The sequence below is a fragment of the Psychrobacter vallis genome (genome assembly GCF_904846715.1).
Taxonomy (GTDB): Bacteria; Pseudomonadota; Gammaproteobacteria; order Pseudomonadales; family Moraxellaceae; genus Psychrobacter; species Psychrobacter vallis.
The window spans coordinates 196,468-216,369 of record NZ_CAJHBU010000004.1 but is presented as its reverse complement, the minus strand read 5'-3'; the positions used below and the strand labels follow the sequence as shown (position 1 = coordinate 216,369).

The window sequence follows — 19,902 nt, the reverse complement described above, 5'->3', positions numbered from 1 at the left end:
AATAGTTGTCTTGCTTTTTATGAATGAAACATAAGTAGTTTAAGCAACAATGCAATATTGGCTATCCCAAGATCGTTTTTTAGTAACTTACTGATTTAAAAAAGGTAAATATATCAAAAGAGTAAAAAATAAAAAGGGTTATACCCTTCAGTTCTTATTTGCTGAATAACCAAAAAAATCCATATACAGGTTTGTTTTTAATGCGTATTCTAATAGCTATTATGATACCGAATTTATTTACTCGTCCTGTCACTGCTTGGATAACCGTTTTAGTCATTTTACTACACGGGGTCACTGTGTGGGCGATGATGTCCATAGATAGCCCAAAGCCTCTCGAAACAAAAAATAAACCAAAAGTTATTCAATTGGAATTGATAACCTTGGCTGCACAGCCTGAAAAAAATCCATCATCTACAACTGCTCTCACTCCTGAGCCTCAGTCTAAACCCGTGCCTTTAGAGTCTTCACTGCCTAAAAAACCACCCGCTGAGTCAACAGAAAAAGCTAAGTCTGTTAAACCGTTGCCAGTAATGGAGGCAGTTGAACCACTCACAACAAAAACAGAAAAAAAATACATCGCTCCAGTAAAAAGTACGGAACTGCCTACAGAAAAATCTGACACAGAAATGGAGCCTACTAATTTTTCATCGGTACAAAACCTAACGATAGTGGAATCTAAAAAGATAGCAAGCATCTCTAACAAAACGGACAATACAAAAGACGAAGCAGAGGATGATCTGTCTGATATGATTCGTAGCGTGACAGAGCAGTTTAATCGCGATCAAGCCGCACAAAAGCGGTCAGCTGCCAAACAAGCCAACCAAAAGCGCGCCGAGCAAGAAAAATGGCAAGCCGAATACGAGGCGTTCAGCCATATGCTAGCATTGGCTGCTGACCAAGCAAAACAACAAGCGGATGATAATGGCAATTTGAACGACACCACTGATAAAGAGTCGCCTGTGATGGCGGAGTCTGGCAGTTGGATTGATGGAGAGGCACCCAATACTAGTATCTCCTCAGTTATATGGCGTAGTGTCGATCGTAGGTTGGGTGATGTTTTTATCGTAATGCTTGAGTTGCATATTGATACAGAGGGCTATATCACTGAAGTACAGTTGCTTGAGTCGTCAGGCAGTCCTATTGTTGATGCTGTCGCAACGACGCAAGTAAGAGCAGGACAACTCAACCCGATCATAAAAGATGATAAGGCGGTTGACGCCATTGTACCGATGTCACTGGTTTATGAGAGACCTTAAAAGCAGTGATTCATAAAATAAAAAAGAAGTGATGCACTCCTTTTTTATCTCCCTTTTTTATCTCTCATAAGTAAGACTACGTTGATATCACGCGCTAAAATGCCCGCTCAAAAAACCACCATAGTGCCACTAAGATACCAATCAGCGATCCGATATAAAATATTCCCCACTTATAGAACGTCGTATGACGTAGCAATAGTGCGATCGGAAATACTACCGCGATAAATGCTAGCTGCCCAAGCTCAATACCAATATTGAAGCTCAATAGTGCCAGCACGCGCGAACCTGTGTCGAGTGGCAAGTCCACCAATACATTGGCAAAACCAAAGCCGTGAATGAGTCCAAAAAAGAAGGCCAAATAGACGGCTCGCACTCGCAGCATCGGCATCAAATTATTGAGTGCGGCAAACGCAATAGATAATGCGATGACCGACTCGATAAAGCGCGCAGGAATACTAAAGATTTGTAGCGCTGCTAGGCTCAAGGTGATGGAATGGGCCAGTGTAAAAGACGTGGCAATCCAAAAAACCTCAAGTAGCGCCGCTTTTGGGTTGGCAACGGCAACCAGCTGTTTTTGCTTACGAATGTATACCGCAGGAATGAGTAACACAAACAAAAATAGCAGATGATCGAGACCAATGAGTAGATGGTGGACACCGCTTTTAAGGAAGTTTGTCGCCATCGCCATCCAGCCAGAGTCAGCCTCTGATCCCAATGGACTTTGTCCGACAGCCAACACTTGCAATGGGGCATCAGAGTCTGATTGCATCAATATCAGGCGGTGGTTGGCATCAATACCTGCCAATATCTGATAATCAAGATTGTCGATTGGCTGCTCGCATTGTAGTGCAAAATTGGCATATAAATAATTAAAACCGCCACGCGTATTAATTGCCAAAGGTGCAAAATTTGCGACGTTACAGGCTTGGTTAGCGTTTTCTAGAGTGATCTTAGACGTTATAAGTTGCTCTATAAGCGGCGTTTGTGACTTTACTTCTGCCCAGCTGACCTCACTGTCTTTGTTTGGGTCGATATCTACGAGCAGTGCCAAATCACGCAGTGATAACTCGTATTCAGCTTTGTATCTAGTGTCTGCGGCACTTGTGGAATCATCTTTGGTCAGGTTTAAGTAAGCGGTACTGGCTTCATGCGCTTGTACTAGAGTACAAGTTACCATTAGTAATAGTAATGTCAAATAACGGTAAGTGTGACTCCAAATAAGTCTGCTAAGTACGCTCATAAAGGCTTATCCTTGATCTGAACTTGTGCACCTGAATGTTGGATGCTTTTAACTTGCATAGACGAGTCTTGCGTGCGAGCAGTTTGACAGTGTAGACAGTCGCTGATTTTACCCACACGTAGATCGCGCTCGAGCGCTGGATATTCAAACTGCGTGTCAGTTATAAACTGGCGTATCAAATCGATGTCTTTTTGGCTATTTGCCTTGAGTGCTGCGGTGGCATACAGCTCGATATCTGCGGTTTCGCGCTGTTGTTGCCAGTTTTTTTGCGCCAATGAAAGGGCTGAATCTACCTGATTGGCGAGCAAGGCATAGGTTGCTTGCTCTCGCATATGGGCATCTTCTTTACGTATTTGCCAGACATCAATACGTTCTTTCATCAACGCTAAATTTTGCTTGGCTTTGGGATCATTCAATTTCATCTGAGCCGTAATAAGCCGTAGTAACAGCGCGTCTTTATCCGTATGGTCTGCGAGTAGGTCACGGACTTGTTCGTACTTACCGATACTTAATAGCCAATCAGCGCGAGCCATGAGTGCAGGCACGGTCTCATCATCCATCGTATCAAACACTTGAGTGGCAAGCGCGGCATCTTGACTACGCAGGGCTGCATCTGCTTGAATGAGATAAATCCAGCGCGCTGTCGATGCGTCTAGACCAGGCGCAATGGCGGCCAGACCACTAAGCGTTTGTTTTGCTGATTCAAGCGCCCCTGTCATACTTTGTATTTGAACTTCGCAGGCTAATGCATAAACGCGAAGCGAAGGATCATCGAGCTTTTGGCAGTAGCTCATGGCTTCTGTAAATTGACCTTGGACGAGCAGTAAAGAAGATAGAGTCAATAACGCATCTGGATGAGTGGGTTCTTGGTCTAATATTTGTTTTAGCACTTCTTTTGCTTCAGAGAATTTATGATCCGATTGCAGTGCCCGCGCTTGTAGCATGAGTGTATCGATACTTTGGTCGGTGCTCTGATCCAATTGCGCACGTGCTTGCCCGAGTGCTCTTGGGTCACCTTGCAAATAAGCGCGTTCTAACAATTCACCGGTTTGCTCAAGTGAGCTTGAGCCGGTATCTGACACAAAGTCAGCCGTGCTTAGATAGCGCGGTGGCGGTGAGTCTTCGGGTAGGGTCGCAAGAATTTGTTGATCGTCTTTTGGAATAAAGGGGGCAGCATGAATAAGCTGACTACTAATGAATAATAACAATAAGCATTCGATAGGGAACTTAATCCAGTGCATAAAATATCTCACTCAGAACATAAAGAAACACCCAATCAGTATACTGACTAGGTGTTTGCTGGATTTATCTCACGTCATACTAGAGTGAGGCATTGGCATTTGCTACTACAACAGGTTCTGCCAAATTTGCTTCAGGAAGTATAATCCGATCGATATCTTGAGGCTCATCGGTATCCACATTATTACTGGCGTCAATCACATCAGAAGTCCTGCTAACGGCCAACTTAGCTTTTTCTTGGTCTACTGCAACATCGTTATTGACTGGATTTGTGGGTTTACTAGCATTGTTATCATTATCATTGAAACAACCAGAAAGTGCAGCTGATCCAGTGATCAATACGGCTAACATTATATAGCGCATAGTATTTCTCCTTGGGTTCGTTTCAGCTTATCGAGCACCTGGGGTTGGTGTTGTTAGATAAGGGAAGACTGAGTCAAATTCAGTAGCAGGTTTGAGCGCACCATCAGTGAGTGGTGCTTTGCCAGCTTTTGCATCAGCAGGTACGCAGGTGACAGCAGCTGGTAGACCAGCATGACATAAGGCACCCATCGATACTCTCAATGCAATATCAGTGACATCATCACCAGGGCGTCTACCATTTGGAAAGCCTGCAACATCTTTAGCATCTGCCTTAGGACGACCATCGGTCTGACCAGGAATAATACTAATTACACCCAAATCGTTTTGCATTGCAGCAGGTACCGCTGCAATGCTAGTGTTCAAACGTAGCATATCTGCAGGTACTTGATTTGTATTCGCAGGCTTGTTCACTGTAGGAACGCCTGTTAAAAATGCGGTCACTAAATCTTGACGTGGGAAGTTCGTTGGCGCAGGTGCCGTTGGATATAACGTCTGAATCAACGCTGGAAGCGTCGGATAAAATACATAAGGGGCGAAGTTTGCAACATCATCTTTTGGCTCTGAGGCATTAAACTTGTCTTTGTCTTTTAGACCAATGACCACTTCGTTGACGAGCGGCATACCCAATCTTGAAACTTGCGTCCATGCGCCACCTTTTTTAGCGGTGGTGCTGATGCCAGAAGCAGGAGACGGATTGACTAGTGTCGCCTGACGAACACTGGCAGTCGTCCAAGCGCCGATCACAGGGTCTTTACTGGTGCTATTGACGAGACAAGATTTTGGCACTTCCATCGCAATCGATGTGACGTTTTTGTCCGCTAGTATGTTGGTACCGCCATCACGTGCACCCAGTGGGTTCAAATTGATTAAATCAAACACTCTGCCCAAATCAATGGCAAAACCTTCAGCACGCTGACCGACAAACACTCTGCCTGTACCACAACTGCCTAAATTTAGAGGCTTAATAAAGCTGCGAGCATATGTCGGATAGTCAGCAAACGACTTGGTACCGATATAATCAAATGGTTTATCGAAATTGCCTAATGAGGTACGCGCACCACTACGGCGATCACCTTTGACCATCGTTACGTTATAGCTCTCGCTCGTTTGGACATTGGCAGGGTTTGAGGCATCGCCAGCGTTAGATAAAGGTATGGCGACATTTGGTGTTGATGGGTTACGATCTGAATCGATTTCAATACTATTTAAATTTTGAGTAAAATCAAATTGGAAGGTAATGTCTTCAACAGCGTCACCGTTGTTGTCGATGTGAATCTCATAAAGGGCATCTGGATCTAGGGCGAAATAATTGGGTCCGCCGTAAGCATCTTGTAAAGGCAAATAGTTGGCAATAATCGTGACATAATCTGACCGGTTATTCTCATAGCTGTTGAACATATAAAAGTCAGAGGCATCGACTTTTGGGGTTTTGGTAATAGAAGGGGCTTCACGGTGACTGGAGGCGACGGCGCTTGCACTCACGCATAGGGTCATGGCTGCTATTAGCGCCTTTGTGGTATATTTCATACGGATCCTTGTAAAGAAACTTTAAGTGATTGGGCGGTTGAGATTCGATCTCACTTACAATTACTAGTTAACTAAATAATGTCCTTATTAAGTTAATTTGAATTATACACATGTTTAAATTCGTTTGTGAAGCGTTTAATTTATTTAATTATGTGTATATATCAAGCTTTTGGCGCATCAGGTTGCATCATAGGATCGGCGTCTGTAAAAGCTTTTAGCGTACGGCAATGTGTATCAATTTCAACAATATTAGGGTAAGGGCTTAGGTCTACTTTAAAGCGGCGAGCAGAAGAAACCTGCGGAATCAAATAGCAATCTGCAAAAGTAGGATGATTGCCGTAACAGAATTTCCCGCGATTGTTATCCGCTGCCAGACGTTTTTCTAAAGCAATAAATCCCTCACTTATCCAGCGATTGCACCATGCCATAACGTCAGCTTCGTCTACGGACAGCTCGTTACGTAGATACTGTAAGATACGTCGATTATTAATCGGATGCATATCACAGCCAATCATGGCGCTAATAGCGCGCACATGCATACGACCGATCGCATCTTTTGGCAATAAAGAATTTTCAGGATAGACTTCCTCCAACCATTCCAAAATAGCAGGGCTTTGGTATAACAATAAATCATCGACTTGTAAAACAGGAACCAGTCCTTGTGGGTTGATAGACTTAAAAGCTTCTTCCATCTGTTCATCTTGTGCCAAATTGACCGCGACATAATCGTACTCTAAACCTTTTAAATTCATCGCGATACGGGTACGATAAGCGGTACTGCTACGAAAATAGCCATAAAGTTTCATTATTATTCATTCCTTTTATTATGGTATGTTGTTAGGGCGTGTCCTTAATCCAATCGATAGTCATCTAAATGGGCTGAAAATGGCTAAATTTTGCCAAATAGCTGGTTAATATCCCGATATTATCGGCACTACTTTCCTTGTTTGGCTTCAATTTATCTCATTTTTATTACCATTTTTCAAATGAGGAAACGCCCTAGTAGAATAAGGGCTTATAATGATTGATACCAAGCTTATTCCACCTAGTGAACGACAAGTATTCCTGAATCACGCTTTTATTTAATTGATATTTAATCGAGCAACTCATGCCAGTAGCCAAAAGCCTTGTAGACAGTTCTCCCACGAGCAAAAATCAAAACGGTGTCCAGTCACTTGAAATTGGCCTGTCGATACTAGATGTCCTTATCGATCATAACGAGCCTATGATGCTAAAGGATATTGCCCAAATGATGCAAATGCATCCGGCAAAGTGCCATCGTTATTTGGTTAGCCTCATTCGTAAGAACTACGCGCGCAAGCTTGACGACGGCCGCTATGGACTGGGTGATAGGGTCAATGCACTGGCAGCATTGGGGCACACTGGCTACAATCAACACGATATCTTGGCGCGACTGACGCATATTGCCAATGAAATTAAAGATACTTTAAATTGTGCGGTGCAAATTGCCAAATGGTTTAATGAAGGCCCTATCATCATTCAATCGGTTGAGCCGGACAGCCCCATTAGCATTATTACGCGAATTGGCTCACGCATGCCGCTGACGACATCGGCGACAGGGCAGCTGTTTGCCAGTTACCAACCTGACGCCATCATTGAGCCATTGGTAATGACGGAATGGCACACAAAAGATCAAGCGGCAGTCGCTGAACAATGGCAACATTTCACCCAACTGCAAACCAAGATTCGTACCCAAGGTTATGCGACCGTCACAGGTGATATGTTGATGGGCATTAACGCTATTACCATTCCCGTTATCTTGCCACAACCCACCAATGCCATCGTGACGTCACCTACTATCAATGACAACAATGGCAAGCCTTCTATTGAAAGCCTGCCATTAGAGTATGCCATCACCATCATTGGAACCACAGAGCAGCTACCCATGAGTAAGCAGCACAATGTGGTTGAGCAAATACTGGCGATAGCGCAGCGTTATCAAATAGCGTAGCCGAGAAGATGTCAGCAACGTGATGGAAAAATCTTTAATAAGTGTTTACTCGCCTACAGGTACTTGTTGCTTGGCCTCAGCCATCTCCTCGCTATGCAAAAACTGCGTGTGTGTTGGCGCACGTTTGGTGCGTGACCATTCATCCAGCATCTCTTGCTTCATCTCTTCGGTAATCATCGATATTTTTGTGTCTGATGCAGAATCATCATAAGTCAGCTCCAAGCGATGACCGTTGGGATCAAAGAAATAAATAGAATGGAAAATCCCATGATTGGTCACGCCAATCACATCAATGCCGCCTTTTTCTAAATGCTCTTTAGCCAGTAGCAACTCATCGCGGTCTTTAACCTTGAGTGCCAAATGTTGAACCCAGTTGGGCGTATTGGGGTCAAAGCCCATTTCTGGTTGGTTGGGCACTTCAAAGAACGCCAAAACATTGCCGCTACCAGCGTTCAAAAAAACGTGCATATAAGGGTCAAAGGCTTTGGTTGAGGGTACATGATCTTCGGCAAATGCCAAGATAAAATCCATGTTCAGGTGTTTTTTATACCATTCCACGGTTTCTTTGGCATCTTTGCAGCGGTAAGCCACATGATGAATTTTTTCGATGGTAAAGCTCATATCAAACTCCTTTTGATAAAGCGTTTATAGTCAAACCCCTATAAATCCGCTACATCGTCATCCCCGCTTGATGTACTACTTGTACTATCTGTGCGTGGCTTCCTTGTATCGAAATTATTTGGCTTCGACTATAGCAAGTTGGTAGTAAATATTTACTATCAGTAGTATTTGTTTAACGGTGCCACTCAACTGCTTTTACGCCTATTTTTCTATGTTTATATTAGGGCATGTCCTCAATCTGAACAAAAGCGACTAAATGAGCTAAAAATAGCTAAATCTTGCCAAACTACGTCAAATAGCTAGTCAATATCTCGATATTATCTGCACTATTTTCCTTGTTTGGCTGCCATTTATCTTATTTTTATCACCATTTTCAGATTGAAGACACGCCCTAGTGCTATGTGTTGGCTGTTATTTATCAAAATCAAAGCTGAGCGCGGGCAATACTTTGCCGCGTACTTCGCCAAAACCGACACGGATGCCATCTTTTTCGCTATAGCCTTTCATGATCACAGTATCGCCATCTTCTATAAAGCTGCGCGTTTCATTGCCTTTAAGCGTGACAGGTTTGGTGGCGTTCCAAGCAATCTCCAGCATCGAGCCGTAAGAGTCGGGTGTTGATCCCGAAATGGTGCCTGAACCCATCATATCGCCGACTTCTACTTTACAGCCTGTGATGGTGTGATGCGTTAGCTGCTGTGCCATTGACCAGTACATATATTTGAAATTGGTTTCGCAAACAACGGTGGCGCTCTCTGCATTTTCGGGCAGTAGCTCGACTGATAGATTGATATCAAAACTGTTATCGGTGTTTTTTTCGTTCAAATAAGCCAATGGTTTTGGCTCTTGATTTGGACATGAGGTTTTGAAAGGTGCCAACGCATCCATGGTCACAATCCAAGGTGAGACTTCCGAGGCAAAAGTTTTGGCATTAAATGGCCCTAGTGGCACATACTCCCACTTTTGAATGTCACGGGCTGACCAATCGTTGAGTAAAACCATGCCAAAGATATGATCAGCAGCATGATCTACTGCTATTGGTTGTCCGATGCTATTGCCTTTGCCAACTACAAAAGCAGTTTCAAGCTCAAAATCCAAACGCTTGCAAGCTGAAAAAATAGGACGGTCATCCGCATTTGGCTTTAATTGACCGGATGGACGCACAACATCAGTACCGCTGACGATAACTGTGCTGGCGCGTCCATTATAGCCAACGGGCATCTCAGTCCAGTTAGGCAATAGGGCATTGCTTGGATCACGGAACATGGTGCCGACATTGGTCGCGTGCTCTTTAGAAGAGTAAAAGTCGGTAAAACCTGGTACGTGAACAGGCAAATGCATGGTGACATCGGCTTGCTGGAAGAGGGCTTTTTTCTGCAAATCTGCATTGTCACGCAAGGTATCGGTGGCACTAGACAGTAGGGTTTGGATAGTCGTACGCGCTTGCGTCCAGTTGTCTCGACCAGAGTCAATAAAAGCGTTTAGCGTGGGTTGATCAAAGTATTGGCCGCCTTCTAAGCTTAATAAACCTTCTGCTTCGATTACAGACAAATCCAAGACTTGCTCGCCAATGGCGACCCCAGCGCGGCGTTTGCCGTCTTGAGTTTCACTAAAGATGCCATAGGGCAGATTATGGATAGAAAAATCAGAATCGCTAGCAATATCGATAAATGAGGTGAGGGTTGTGTCAATCGTTGACATAGCATGCTCCTTGCTAAAAATGAGTAATAAATTATGTTATGAATAATTGCTTACGTATAATGTAATTTATGACGCAATAGATTGCAAGTTTTTTATATAGCGATGATATATGGTACGGATACAGCCAATTCTAAATAAATACTGGACGAAAAAAAGGCTAAGCAAACGCTCAGCCTTTTTCTTATAACTTGATTTTACCAAACGGTATCGTTTGATAAAGGATGCAGTCAGTCTTTTAAAACATCTGCCATCGCATTGGCGACATAGTCGATGTTACTGGTGTTCAATCCAGCCACACACATGCGGGAGTTGGATACCATGTAAATACCAAACTCGCTTTGTAGGCGCTCTACTTGTTCAGGCGTCAATCCTGTAAAGCTAAACATGCCATTTTGACGGGTAATATAATCAAAGTTGCGGTTCGGGATTTTGGCTTCTAAGACAGATTTAAGCTTGAGACGCATGGCTTTGATACGGTCACGCATCGCATAGACTTCGCCAACCCATTGCTCATGTAGTACTTCATCATTCATGACGATATCGACGACACGTCCACCATGTGATGGTGGGCTTGAATAGATACGGCGCACCAAAGAATTCAGCTGACCAAATACACGCTCGGTCTCATCAACCGTTGGGCATACGACTGATAGACCACCGACACGCTCGCCATATAGTGATAAGTTTTTAGAGAACGAGTTACTGACAAACAATGGCAATCCCATATCGACGGCTTTACGAATCGCATAAGCGTCGCTGTCCATATCTTCACCAAAGCCTTGGTAAGCAATATCCATGAATGGAATCAGCTCACGCGCTTGAATGACGTTTAGCACTGTGTCCCATTGCTCACGGGTCAAATCAAGCCCTGTTGGGTTGTGGCAGCAAGGGTGTAGCAAGATCACATCATCTTTGTTCAACGTTTCAAAAAACGCAATCATCTCATCAAATTTGATGCTACTGCTGGCTTTGTCATAGTACGGGTATTTACCGACTTCGACATCAGAGCCTTCAAAAATGGCAATGTGATTGCCCCATGTTGGATCACTCACATAGCATTTAGATTGTGGGAACCATTCATGGATGAACTCAGCGCCGACTTTTAGAGCGCCAGAACCACCGATAGTGGCGATGGTCGCAACCAAACCGTCTTGTAAGATTTGAGCGTCTTTACCAAATAATAGCTCTTGGCAGCCTTTACGATGTCCTGGTAAGCCTGCCATTGGCAGATAGGGACGAGGAGAAATAGGATCAGCAATGCGCTGCTCTGCTGTTTTTACGCAGTCGAGTACGGGCAATACGCCATTTTCATCATAATAAATACCAATGCCTAAATTGACTTTATTGGGATTGCTGTCCGCTGAATATTTTTCCATCAACCCTAAAATTGGATCACCAGCATAATAGTCGATACGTTCAAACATGTTGTTTCCTTATAAAATATAAATTGAGCCGCCAAAAATCATAGAGCAAATCGACGCTTAACTCAATATGAGATTCAACTATCTTGCATAATTAATCAGATAGTTGTTCAAAGGCATTATTTATTAACGGTTTTATCGCCAGTAATGCCTGTTGCCTCCATACTTAACTACGCTGTAAGTCATTAAAATGGCTAGAAAAGTAAGTCTGCAAAAACTCCTTAAAGGCAATAGTAGCAGGAGAGAGCGCACGCGAAGACCGCTGATAGATAAAAAACTGCCGCATTTTAACCGGTTGCGCCAGCGGTCTCATTTGTAGGCCGTTGGCACTGACCCAGTCAATCACCTCAGGCATATAGGGCAGACACAGAGTGATGCCAAAGCCTTGACGGGTCATCTCAAGCGCGGTGGACATAAAATTTACTTTGTAACGCGCCTGCTGAATATGGTCAGCGATGCGGTCATCCAGCTCTGCGGTTACTTTTTCAATAAAAGGCCCTTGTAGCGTAATGAGCGGAATATCTAATAAATCTTGCCACGTGATTTCAGGTTTTTTTGCCAGTGCATGTGTGTCCGGCATGACCACGCAAAACGGCAGCTGATATAACAAATCGGCACGGATATCATCTTCAGTTTCCATAAATTCAAGCTCAGTACCGACGCCTAAATCCACCTCAATGTCTTGAACATGTTTCAGCAAATTTTCTGCTGAACAATCCAACAATGACACGCCAATTTCAGGATGCTGCTGGGCAAACTGGGCGATCACTGCTGGCATAGAGGAGGCTGCAAACTGCGAAACAGCCAGTCTGACGTTACCTTGTGCCAAATTGGTCAAACTGCTGGCCTCGTTCTCAAACAGTTGCATCTCATTCAAAATGCGCCGAGCTTGAGGGAGCAAATGATGTCCGACTGTCGACAAGGACAGCTGACGTGTGGTGCGATCAAATAACACAATACCAAGGCTAGATTCTAATTCTTTGATCAAACCACTAACGGCAGATTGGGTCAAATGCATCTGATCGCTGGCACGCGTAAAACTGCCGTTGTCAGCGACTTTGATAAAAGCGGTCAATTGGCGAATGCTGATATTCATAAGTAAACCTGATAAATAAATCATAAAAAACAATTAGTCTTATAAATAAAGCTAATCTAATATAAATGCATCGTCAATAAGAATTATTGATTGAGCATATTTTTTACAGTTTTTTATACCACCAATTGAAATTAAGGATGATTACAATGGCAGATTTATTTGAAAATCCCATGGGCTTGAATGGGTTTGATTTTGTTGAATTCGCCTCACCTCAACCTGACGCTGTCGATGCCTTGTTCCAACAGCTTGGCTTTGCCCATGTGGCCAACCATCGCTCAAAAGATGTGGCGCTATATCGTCAAGGTGACATCAATCTTATCCTAAACCGTGAGCCAAAAAGCCAAGCCAGCTACTTCGTCGAAGAGCATGGGGCAGGGGCTTGTAGCATGGGTTTTCGTGTGCAAGATTCCAAAAAAGCCTACGAGCGTGCCATTGCAATGGGTGCGCAGCCAGTAGAGGTACCAACAGGGGTGATGGAGCTGAGACTGCCAGCGATTAAAGGTATCGGCGGCTCATTGATTTATTTAATTGACCGTTATAAAGACGGCGAGTCTATTTATGATGTCGATTTTAAGTTTTTTGCCGATGTTGATAGACGTCCTGTCGGTCATGGTTTCAAAGTCATCGATCATCTGACCCATAATGTTTACCGTGGTCGCATGGCCTATTGGGCAAACTTTTATGAGCGTATCTTTAATTTCCGTGAAATCCGCTTTTTTGATATCAAAGGTGAGTACACAGGGCTGACCAGTAAGGCCATGACCGCACCGGATGGCAAAATTCGTATTCCGCTAAATGAAGAATCTAAGCAGGGCGGCGGCCAAATCGAAGAGTACTTGATGCACTTCAATGGCGAAGGTATTCAGCACATTGCTTTAGCCAGTGATGATTTATTTGCCAGTATCGATAAGCTCAAAGCCGCTGGGATTCCGCTTATGACAGCGCCGACAGCTGCTTATTATGAAATGCTCAGCGAGCGTTTGCCAAACCATGGCGAAAATGTCGCTGACTTGCAAATGCGAGGCATCTTATTAGACGGTACGACAGAAGGCGGTACACCGCGTCTATTGCTACAGATTTTCTCCGAAACTATCTTAGGTAGCCCTGTGTTCTTTGAATTTATTCAACGTAAAGGTGATTACTCAGAAGGCTTTGGCGAAGGTAACTTCAAGGCATTGTTTGAATCTATCGAGCGTGACCAAGTACGTCGCGGCACGGTTGGTCAGCAAGAAGCTGGCTAGTAAAAGCATGATTAGCAAAAAGCCGATTAGCAAAAGCTTGGAACGCCGTAAGTTTCGTTAAGTTTTAATGTGATAAGTGGACAGGACAAATGGAGTTTATCTTGTCCTTAACAGCAATAAAAGGAACACTGGCATGGAACGCCTTCAATCTCTAGACTCTCCTCATAAAACCGTCAGTGCAGGTAGTATGACTGCGAAAAAGCAACCTTACCTCTCGCATCAGCCAGATGCCAATGGTCATATTCATTATAGTGATGATGAGAATGCTATGTGGCAGGCGCTGCTGGCACGTCAAGCGACGAAAATACCCAATCGTGCCTGCGTAGAGTACCTGCAAGGCTTGGAAAAACTCAATCTACCGACTAGTTATATTCCACAGCTACAGGATATCGATGAGGTATTGCAAGCCACGACAGGCTGGCAAACAGCGGCTGTTCCGGCACTAATCAGCTTTGGCAAGTTTTTTAAACTATTGGCCAATAAGTCCTTTCCCGTGGCAACCTTTATCCGCCGCTTTGAGGACATGGATTACATCGAAGAGCCTGATATTTTTCATGAAATCGTCGGCCATTGCCCACTGCTGACGCATCCTGCGTTTGCGATTTTTAACGAAACCTACGGCAAGCTCGGTCTCACTGCGACCAAAGAAGAAAGAGGATTTTTGGCGAGGCTGTATTGGTTTACCATCGAGTTTGGTTTGGTTGGGAGCAACCCTGAAAACCGTAGAATCTATGGCGGCGGCATCCTAAGTTCACCCTCTGAAACCGTCTATGCCCTGAGCAATGAGCCGCAAAATCGACCAGAGTGTCGAGCTTTTGATCTAATGGATGTGCTGCGTACGCCTTATCGCATCGATCAGATTCAGCCGATTTATTATGTCATTGATGAGTTGGATACGCTGTTTGAGATCATCGACAGCGATATTATGGGCATGGTCAAGCAAGCCATGTCACTGGGGCTGTTTGAGCCGACTTATCCGTTGAAAATTAGTTAATGGCTGCACAGATTAGATTTTATTATTAACGTTTTAAACTTTAGTACAGCACCCTCAACACGGATGTAAGCGTCTGAAAGAGACGACGATTAACCCCTAAAATAAAAGGACATTATAATGACTGCATTATCACAAGACAGCTGCGAAGCTTGCCGTATTGGCGCACCAACCGTCAGCGAGACTGAGGCAAAAGAGCTGTTATCACAAATTCCAGATTGGTCAATAATCAACGTAGACGGCATCAAGCAATTACAGTGTCAGTATAAATTCAAAAACTTCGTTGCAGCGATGGCGTTCGCCAATCAACTCGCAGACATCGCCGAAGCAGAAGGGCATCATCCGGGCATCTTGGTAGAGTGGGGCAAAGCAACCGTTACATGGTGGTCTCACAGCATCAAAGGTTTGCATCACAATGATTTCGTCATGGCGGCTAAAACCGATCGATTATTGGATCAATAATCCGATTGGCAATCGCCAAACAAACTCATTAAACTTGCCCCCACTTAAATTCAATACTTAAATTCAATCTAACGCCAGCTTCCACTGGCGCTTTAAGGATGTGTGATGCCTCCAAAAATATTAACTCAAATTTCACCGCAATTGGCGTTTATGATTTCTGCCCTTGTCATTGCCATCATGGGCGTTACCATGATTGGCTTTGGCTGGGTTCCTCATTTATCATTAATACTTGCTATCTGTGTCTTACTGGCCATTGGTCTGTTCAAAGGCTTGAGCTTCGATGACATGCAAGCACAAATGGCCTCTGGTGTTATGCGCGGCATTGGTGCGATATATTTGTTCTTTTTCATTGGATTGATGGTCGCCGCTTTGATGATGTCCGGTGCCATTCCAACCTTGATGTATTTTGGCTTTGAGCTGATATCACCAGAGTATTATTATATTTCTGCTTTTGTATTGACGTCTATTATCGGTATCGCCTTGGGTAGTAGTTTGACCACTGCGGCGACGCTAGGCGTGGCTTTTATTGGTATGAGTAATGCCTTTGATGCCAATGTCGCGATTGCGGCGGGCGCTGTGGTTTCAGGGGCATTCTTTGGTGATAAGATGTCACCGTTGTCTGATACTTGTACGATTGCCTCATCTGTTGTGGGCATTGATTTGTTTGAACACATTCGCAATATGATGTATACCACTGTACCTGCGTGGATACTGACGGTCATTCTTTTTTGGTTTTTTTCAGGGCAGACGGCAGGCTCTGATCTTAGCGAAGTAATCGTATTACAAGGACAATTGATTGAAAGTGGCTTGGTACACGGCTATGCGGTGTTGCCTTTTATCGTACTGGTTGGTTTAGCGGTTTTTCGCGTCAATGCCATCTACACGATTATTTGTACCATCGCTGTGGCTCTTATCATTACTTATTTGCATAGCTCGCCGAGCTTCGGGCAGCTGGGTGGCTATCTGTTTGCTGGCTATGCCCCAGCTGAATCATTGGCGTTAGGCGAAGTTGGTGGCATGCTATCGCGTGGCGGTGTCCAAAGTATGTTCTTTACGCAGGCGATTGTGATATTGGCGCTGAGTCTTGGTGGACTCTTGACAGCACTGGGTATTTTGCCCGCATTATTATCCGGTATAAAAGACTCGTTGACCACGTCAGGACGCGCTATCTTTGCCGCTGCCATGTCGGCACTCAGCATCAACGTGCTGATTGGTGAGCAGTATTTGAGTATTTTACTGTCTGGTACGGCCTTTCGCCCAACGTTTGAGCGTTTGAATTTGCATCCTAAAAACTTGTCTCGTACCATCGAAGATGCAGGTACGGTCATCAATCCTTTGGTGCCGTGGAGTGTGTGCGGTGTGTTTATCAGCCAAGCGCTGGGTGTGCCTGTTCTTGACTATTTGCCTTATGCGTTTTTCTGTTATTTGTCGCTGTTACTGACGATATTGTTTGGTTTCACAGGTATCACCATTAGTCGCGTAAAAAGTCATGAGTCAATTAAGACAGCATAAGAAACTCTTAAAGCAATGAAACTTTATGAAAAGATTTAGGGCGTATCTTCAATGAGGATACGCCCTTTTTTTTTACCAGCCTTGCAGAATAATATTGTTATTATTTAATGTCACCTGATAAGCCCCTAGTATCACACTCTCATCATCCAAGCATTGTCCAGTGGCAAGGTTAAAACGCTGCTTATAAATGGGTGAGGCGACATAGAGTATTTCTTCATCCGATCCTGCCTCAGTCACAATCGTCGTGCCACCAATTAAACCTCGCGACAGTACATTAGCTTGACTGAATGGATCGTAATTATCAAGAGCAAATAGGTCGTCTTTTTTGGTGCGAAAAATAGCAATTTGCTTGCCCTCTATCAGCGCACAAACGCCTGTATCAGGAATGATGTCGTTAAGATGACAGATAGTGTGCTGTGTCATGGGGTGTTATCCTTAAAGATTGTGGCGTTAATAAAGCATTCTACTGGTATAAATTTTCTTCGCTTGCTGTGCGGTTGATAGGCAGAGGATTTGAAGCATTTATACCAGTAGTGCTATCTTTTTTAAACGGTACTCTTTTTAAATCGAACCAACCATCTACAAAAGAACAGGGCGCTGATATTCAGTTAAGCCAATTCCACGAGTTTTATTTCTGACTTCTCTGCCTCAGTCGCTGGTCGGATTTGATCACGCTCGGTCACAAACACCACATTGTCATCGCCTTGTTCACTGTTCACAAAATGGCGGAAACGTTTGAGTTTTTCGGTATCGTTGATCGTCTCAGCCCATTCGCACACGTAATTTTCGATGAGAAGCTCCATTTGGGCTTCAAGTTCCTCCGCGATTCCTAGACTGTCCTCGATGATGACCGCTTGTAGATATTCAAGGCCGCCCTCTAAGCTCTCACGCCATTTTGAGGTGCGCTGTAGTTTGTCGGCCGTTTTGATGTAAAACATAATAATGCGGTCGATATATCTGACCAAGGTCTCAGTATCGAGATCAGTTGCGAACAATTCACCGTGACGCGGAGTGATACCACCATTGCCACAGACAAATAAATTCCAGCCGTTTTCGGTTGCGATCATGCCAAAGTCTTTACTTTGCGCTTCAGCACACTCTCTCATACAGCCTGACACCCCCATCTTGATCTTGTGCGGCGAACGCACGCCTTTGTAACGATCTTCTAGTCTCAAAGCGAGCCCCATACTGTCATCAACCCCATATCGGCACCAGTCATTACCCACACAAGATTTGACGGTACGTAACGATTTGCCGTAAGCATGCCCAGTTTCAAACCCTGCTTGCACCAGTTGTGTCCAGATGTCAGGCAACTGCTCCATACGTGCACCAAACAGATCTACACGCTGCCCGCCAGTGATTTTGGTATATAGATTGAACTCTTTTGCGACTTGTCCAAGGACGATGAGTTTGTCGGCAGTGATTTCACCACCCGGTACTCGCGGCACGACGGAATACGTGCCATCTTTTTGGATGTTACCTAAATAGTAATCGTTGCTGTCCTGTAATGGCGTCAGTTCAGGTTTTAGCACATAATCATTCCAGCACGAGGCCAAAATAGAGGCGACTGTCGGTTTGCAAATCTCACAGCCATGACCGCGACCATGTTCAGTCAGCAATTCATCAAAGGTTCTGATGCCATGCACCCGAATCAAGCTGTACAAGTCTTGACGAGAGTAAGCAAAATGCTCGCACAAGTCGTTATTGACCTCAAAACCAAGCGTGGTTAGCTGATGGCTCAGGGTGTCTTTCACCATGGGCGCACAACCGCCGCAGCCCGTGCCTGCACTTGTCACTGCTTTTACATCAGCAATCGAGTACGCGCCGTTTTCGACCGCTGAGCAAATTGCGCCTTTGGACACGTTATAACAAGAGCAAATCGTGGCGGTATCTGGCAGATTGGCGATGCCCATTACAGGTTTTTCGACATTGGGTAGGATCAGGCTTTCAGGATGCGCTGGCAGGTCAATGTCATTGAGATACAATTGCAGCAAGTTATTATAGTCTTCGGTATCGCCGACCAATACAGCACCAAGCAAGCGTTTGTTATCCGCTGTGGTGACAAGCTTTTTATAAATGCCTTCCGCCGGATTTTGATACAGATAGCTCAGTCCGCCTTCCGTCGTGCCATGAGCATCACCAATACTGCCCACGTCAACGCCCATCAATTTTAGTTTGGTGCTCATGTCAGCACCCGTAAAAGTCTGCTCGTTATCGCCTGCAATCTGCGCGGCACAAATACTCGCCATGTTATAGCCGGGTGCTACTAAGCCAAACACTTTATTGTCCCAAACGGCGCACTCACCAACCGCATAGACATGATCGGCATTGGTACGGCATTGCTCATTGATTAAAATGCCACCGCGTGCGCCTATCTCGATACCGCATTCAGGATTGTTTTTAATAATATTATCTTGTGGTCTAATACCTGCGCTAAACACAATCATATCGGTGTCTAACGATGTGCCATCGGTAAATTGCATGGTGAGATAGTTGGCATTACTGTCTGCACTATCAGGGTCTGTACTATCAGAAGTAGAGAAAATCTCTTGAGTGTTTTTGCCTGTCAGGACTTTTACGCCCAGCGCCTCAATTTTGCGCTTCAAAATCTCGCCACCCGCTGCATCTAGCTGAACACCCATAAGCTGCGGGGCAAACTCGACCACATAAGTGTCGAGACCTAATGTAACCAAGGCTTTTGCCGCCTCAAGTCCAAGTAGACCGCCGCCCACCACCACGCCTTTTTTGACTGTGGGTAACTCAGCAATGGCCAAAATCTCATCCAAATCAGCAATTGTACGATACACGTGACAGTGCGGATGCTCGCGACCAGGAATCGGTGGCACAAAGGGGTACGAGCCTGTCGCCAATACCAACTCACTATATTCAATCTGCTCACCAGACTCAGTGGTGATAGAGCGATTGGTCGAATCGATATCTACAATTCGCTGGTTCAAATGCAAATTAATTTGCGACGACTCATAAGTGGTGAGATCGACGAGGTTCAGCTTACTGGCATCTTTGTGCTCAAAATAACTGGACAAATACACACGGTCATAAGCAGGGCGGTCTTCTTCTGCAAATACATGAATCTCGAATTGCTCATGCAGTCCTTGCTCAATCGCTCTCTCAACGAAATGATGGCCGACCATGCCATTGCCAATCACGACCAGATTGCCTTTGCTTTTTATGACCGTGTTTTCTGCTCTTATTGTAGTGCTACTCATACGACTGTCCTCTATATAGCTGATAAATGACAT

17 protein-coding genes are annotated in these 19,902 nt (G+C 44.5%); 6 read left to right on the top strand and 11 right to left on the bottom strand.

The genetic code is table 11. From position 1 onward, the window contains the following. Positions 1–200: 200 nt before the first annotated feature. Positions 201–1,256, top strand: a complete 1,056-nt coding sequence (locus JMY02_RS04515; RefSeq protein WP_201595665.1) for an energy transducer TonB — start codon at positions 201–203, stop codon at positions 1,254–1,256. Positions 1,257–1,350: 94 nt separating this feature from the next. Here the strand turns inward: JMY02_RS04515 and JMY02_RS04510 are convergent, their stop codons facing one another. From JMY02_RS04510 to maiA, 5 genes are all read right to left on the bottom strand, one after another. Next, a complete protein-coding gene (locus JMY02_RS04510; RefSeq protein WP_201595662.1) occupies positions 1,351–2,496 on the bottom strand; it encodes a HupE/UreJ family protein in 1,146 nt (381 codons plus the stop codon). Then, positions 2,493–3,737, bottom strand: coding sequence for a tetratricopeptide repeat protein (locus JMY02_RS04505; RefSeq protein WP_201595660.1), 1,245 nt, complete (start codon positions 3,735–3,737; stop codon positions 2,493–2,495). Before JMY02_RS04505 ends, JMY02_RS04510 begins: the two co-directional genes overlap by 4 nt. Before the next feature lie 79 nt (positions 3,738–3,816). After that, positions 3,817–4,098 (bottom strand): hypothetical protein, encoded by a 282-nt coding sequence (locus JMY02_RS04500; protein WP_201595657.1) that lies wholly within the window; start codon positions 4,096–4,098, stop codon positions 3,817–3,819. A 27-nt stretch (positions 4,099–4,125) separates the two neighbouring features. Then, positions 4,126–5,625 (bottom strand): DUF4331 domain-containing protein, encoded by a 1,500-nt coding sequence (locus JMY02_RS04495; protein ID WP_201595655.1) that lies wholly within the window; start codon positions 5,623–5,625, stop codon positions 4,126–4,128. 161 nt (positions 5,626–5,786) lie between these two features. Beyond that, positions 5,787–6,431, bottom strand: coding sequence for a maleylacetoacetate isomerase (maiA, locus tag JMY02_RS04490; RefSeq protein ID WP_201595652.1), 645 nt, complete (start codon positions 6,429–6,431; stop codon positions 5,787–5,789). Between the two features lie 302 nt (positions 6,432–6,733). Here maiA and JMY02_RS04485 point away from each other — a divergent pair, with 302 nt between their 5' ends. Continuing rightward, entirely contained in the window at positions 6,734–7,597 is an 864-nt protein-coding gene (locus JMY02_RS04485) for an IclR family transcriptional regulator (protein WP_201595649.1), read from the top strand. Positions 7,598–7,642: 45 nt separating this feature from the next. Here the strand turns inward: JMY02_RS04485 and JMY02_RS04480 are convergent, their stop codons facing one another. The 4 genes from JMY02_RS04480 to JMY02_RS04465 form a co-directional block, all read right to left on the bottom strand. Continuing rightward, complete coding sequence (locus tag JMY02_RS04480; RefSeq protein WP_201595647.1) at positions 7,643–8,218, bottom strand: VOC family protein; 576 nt, start codon at positions 8,216–8,218, stop codon at positions 7,643–7,645. A gap of 411 nt (positions 8,219–8,629) precedes the next feature. Continuing rightward, a complete protein-coding gene (fahA, locus tag JMY02_RS04475; RefSeq protein ID WP_201595644.1) occupies positions 8,630–9,919 on the bottom strand; it encodes a fumarylacetoacetase in 1,290 nt (429 codons plus the stop codon). A gap of 227 nt (positions 9,920–10,146) precedes the next feature. Continuing rightward, entirely contained in the window at positions 10,147–11,343 is a 1,197-nt protein-coding gene (locus JMY02_RS04470) for an amino acid aminotransferase (RefSeq protein WP_201595641.1), read from the bottom strand. A 163-nt stretch (positions 11,344–11,506) separates the two neighbouring features. Further along, entirely contained in the window at positions 11,507–12,436 is a 930-nt protein-coding gene (locus JMY02_RS04465) for a LysR family transcriptional regulator (protein ID WP_201595638.1), read from the bottom strand. 146 nt (positions 12,437–12,582) lie between these two features. Between JMY02_RS04465 and hppD the strand changes: the two genes are divergently transcribed. The 4 genes from hppD (at position 12,583) to JMY02_RS04445 (ending at position 16,642) form a co-directional block, all read left to right on the top strand. Next, positions 12,583–13,677 carry a 4-hydroxyphenylpyruvate dioxygenase gene (gene hppD, locus JMY02_RS04460; RefSeq protein ID WP_201595635.1) on the top strand — a complete coding sequence of 365 codons (1,095 nt, stop codon included), beginning with the start codon at positions 12,583–12,585 and terminating at the stop codon, positions 13,675–13,677. Positions 13,678–13,810: 133 nt separating this feature from the next. Then, positions 13,811–14,671, top strand: a complete 861-nt coding sequence (gene phhA / locus JMY02_RS04455) for a phenylalanine 4-monooxygenase (protein ID WP_265087948.1) — start codon at positions 13,811–13,813, stop codon at positions 14,669–14,671. A 117-nt stretch (positions 14,672–14,788) separates the two neighbouring features. After that, positions 14,789–15,130 (top strand): 4a-hydroxytetrahydrobiopterin dehydratase, encoded by a 342-nt coding sequence (locus JMY02_RS04450; protein ID WP_201595633.1) that lies wholly within the window; start codon positions 14,789–14,791, stop codon positions 15,128–15,130. Positions 15,131–15,235: 105 nt separating this feature from the next. Further along, a complete protein-coding gene (locus tag JMY02_RS04445) occupies positions 15,236–16,642 on the top strand; it encodes a Na+/H+ antiporter NhaC family protein (RefSeq protein ID WP_201595630.1) in 1,407 nt (468 codons plus the stop codon). Between the two features lie 72 nt (positions 16,643–16,714). Here the strand turns inward: JMY02_RS04445 and nirD are convergent, their stop codons facing one another. Both nirD and nirB read right to left on the bottom strand, forming a co-directional pair. After that, the gene (gene nirD / locus JMY02_RS04440; protein ID WP_021814500.1) at positions 16,715–17,065 is read right to left on the bottom strand and encodes a nitrite reductase small subunit NirD; all 351 of its coding nucleotides are present in this window, start codon (positions 17,063–17,065) and stop codon (positions 16,715–16,717) included. A 185-nt stretch (positions 17,066–17,250) separates the two neighbouring features. Next, positions 17,251–19,869 (bottom strand): nitrite reductase large subunit NirB, encoded by a 2,619-nt coding sequence (gene nirB, locus JMY02_RS04435; RefSeq protein WP_201595627.1) that lies wholly within the window; start codon positions 19,867–19,869, stop codon positions 17,251–17,253. Positions 19,870–19,902: the final 33 nt, after the last annotated feature.

Excerpts from the sequence above, each read along its gene's own strand:
- JMY02_RS04470 (WP_201595641.1), bottom strand. The coding sequence starts at position 11,343 with ATGTTTGAACGTATCGACTATTATGCTGGTGATCCAATTTTAGGGTTG.
- JMY02_RS04515 (WP_201595665.1), top strand. The coding sequence starts at position 201 with ATGCGTATTCTAATAGCTATTATGATACCGAATTTATTTACTCGTCCT.
- nirB (WP_201595627.1), bottom strand. The coding sequence starts at position 19,869 with ATGAGTAGCACTACAATAAGAGCAGAAAACACGGTCATAAAAAGCAAA.
- fahA (WP_201595644.1), bottom strand. The coding sequence starts at position 9,919 with ATGTCAACGATTGACACAACCCTCACCTCATTTATCGATATTGCTAGC.
- JMY02_RS04445 (WP_201595630.1), top strand. The coding sequence starts at position 15,236 with ATGCCTCCAAAAATATTAACTCAAATTTCACCGCAATTGGCGTTTATG.
- JMY02_RS04480 (WP_201595647.1), bottom strand. The coding sequence starts at position 8,218 with ATGAGCTTTACCATCGAAAAAATTCATCATGTGGCTTACCGCTGCAAA.
- JMY02_RS04450 (WP_201595633.1), top strand. The coding sequence starts at position 14,789 with ATGACTGCATTATCACAAGACAGCTGCGAAGCTTGCCGTATTGGCGCA.
- JMY02_RS04485 (WP_201595649.1), top strand. The coding sequence starts at position 6,734 with ATGCCAGTAGCCAAAAGCCTTGTAGACAGTTCTCCCACGAGCAAAAAT.
- hppD (WP_201595635.1), top strand. The coding sequence starts at position 12,583 with ATGGCAGATTTATTTGAAAATCCCATGGGCTTGAATGGGTTTGATTTT.
- phhA (WP_265087948.1), top strand. The coding sequence starts at position 13,811 with ATGGAACGCCTTCAATCTCTAGACTCTCCTCATAAAACCGTCAGTGCA.
- JMY02_RS04495 (WP_201595655.1), bottom strand. The coding sequence starts at position 5,625 with ATGAAATATACCACAAAGGCGCTAATAGCAGCCATGACCCTATGCGTG.
- JMY02_RS04510 (WP_201595662.1), bottom strand. The coding sequence starts at position 2,496 with ATGAGCGTACTTAGCAGACTTATTTGGAGTCACACTTACCGTTATTTG.
- nirD (WP_021814500.1), bottom strand. The coding sequence starts at position 17,065 with ATGACACAGCACACTATCTGTCATCTTAACGACATCATTCCTGATACA.
- JMY02_RS04500 (WP_201595657.1), bottom strand. The coding sequence starts at position 4,098 with ATGCGCTATATAATGTTAGCCGTATTGATCACTGGATCAGCTGCACTT.
- JMY02_RS04505 (WP_201595660.1), bottom strand. The coding sequence starts at position 3,737 with ATGCACTGGATTAAGTTCCCTATCGAATGCTTATTGTTATTATTCATT.
- maiA (WP_201595652.1), bottom strand. The coding sequence starts at position 6,431 with ATGAAACTTTATGGCTATTTTCGTAGCAGTACCGCTTATCGTACCCGT.
- JMY02_RS04465 (WP_201595638.1), bottom strand. The coding sequence starts at position 12,436 with ATGAATATCAGCATTCGCCAATTGACCGCTTTTATCAAAGTCGCTGAC.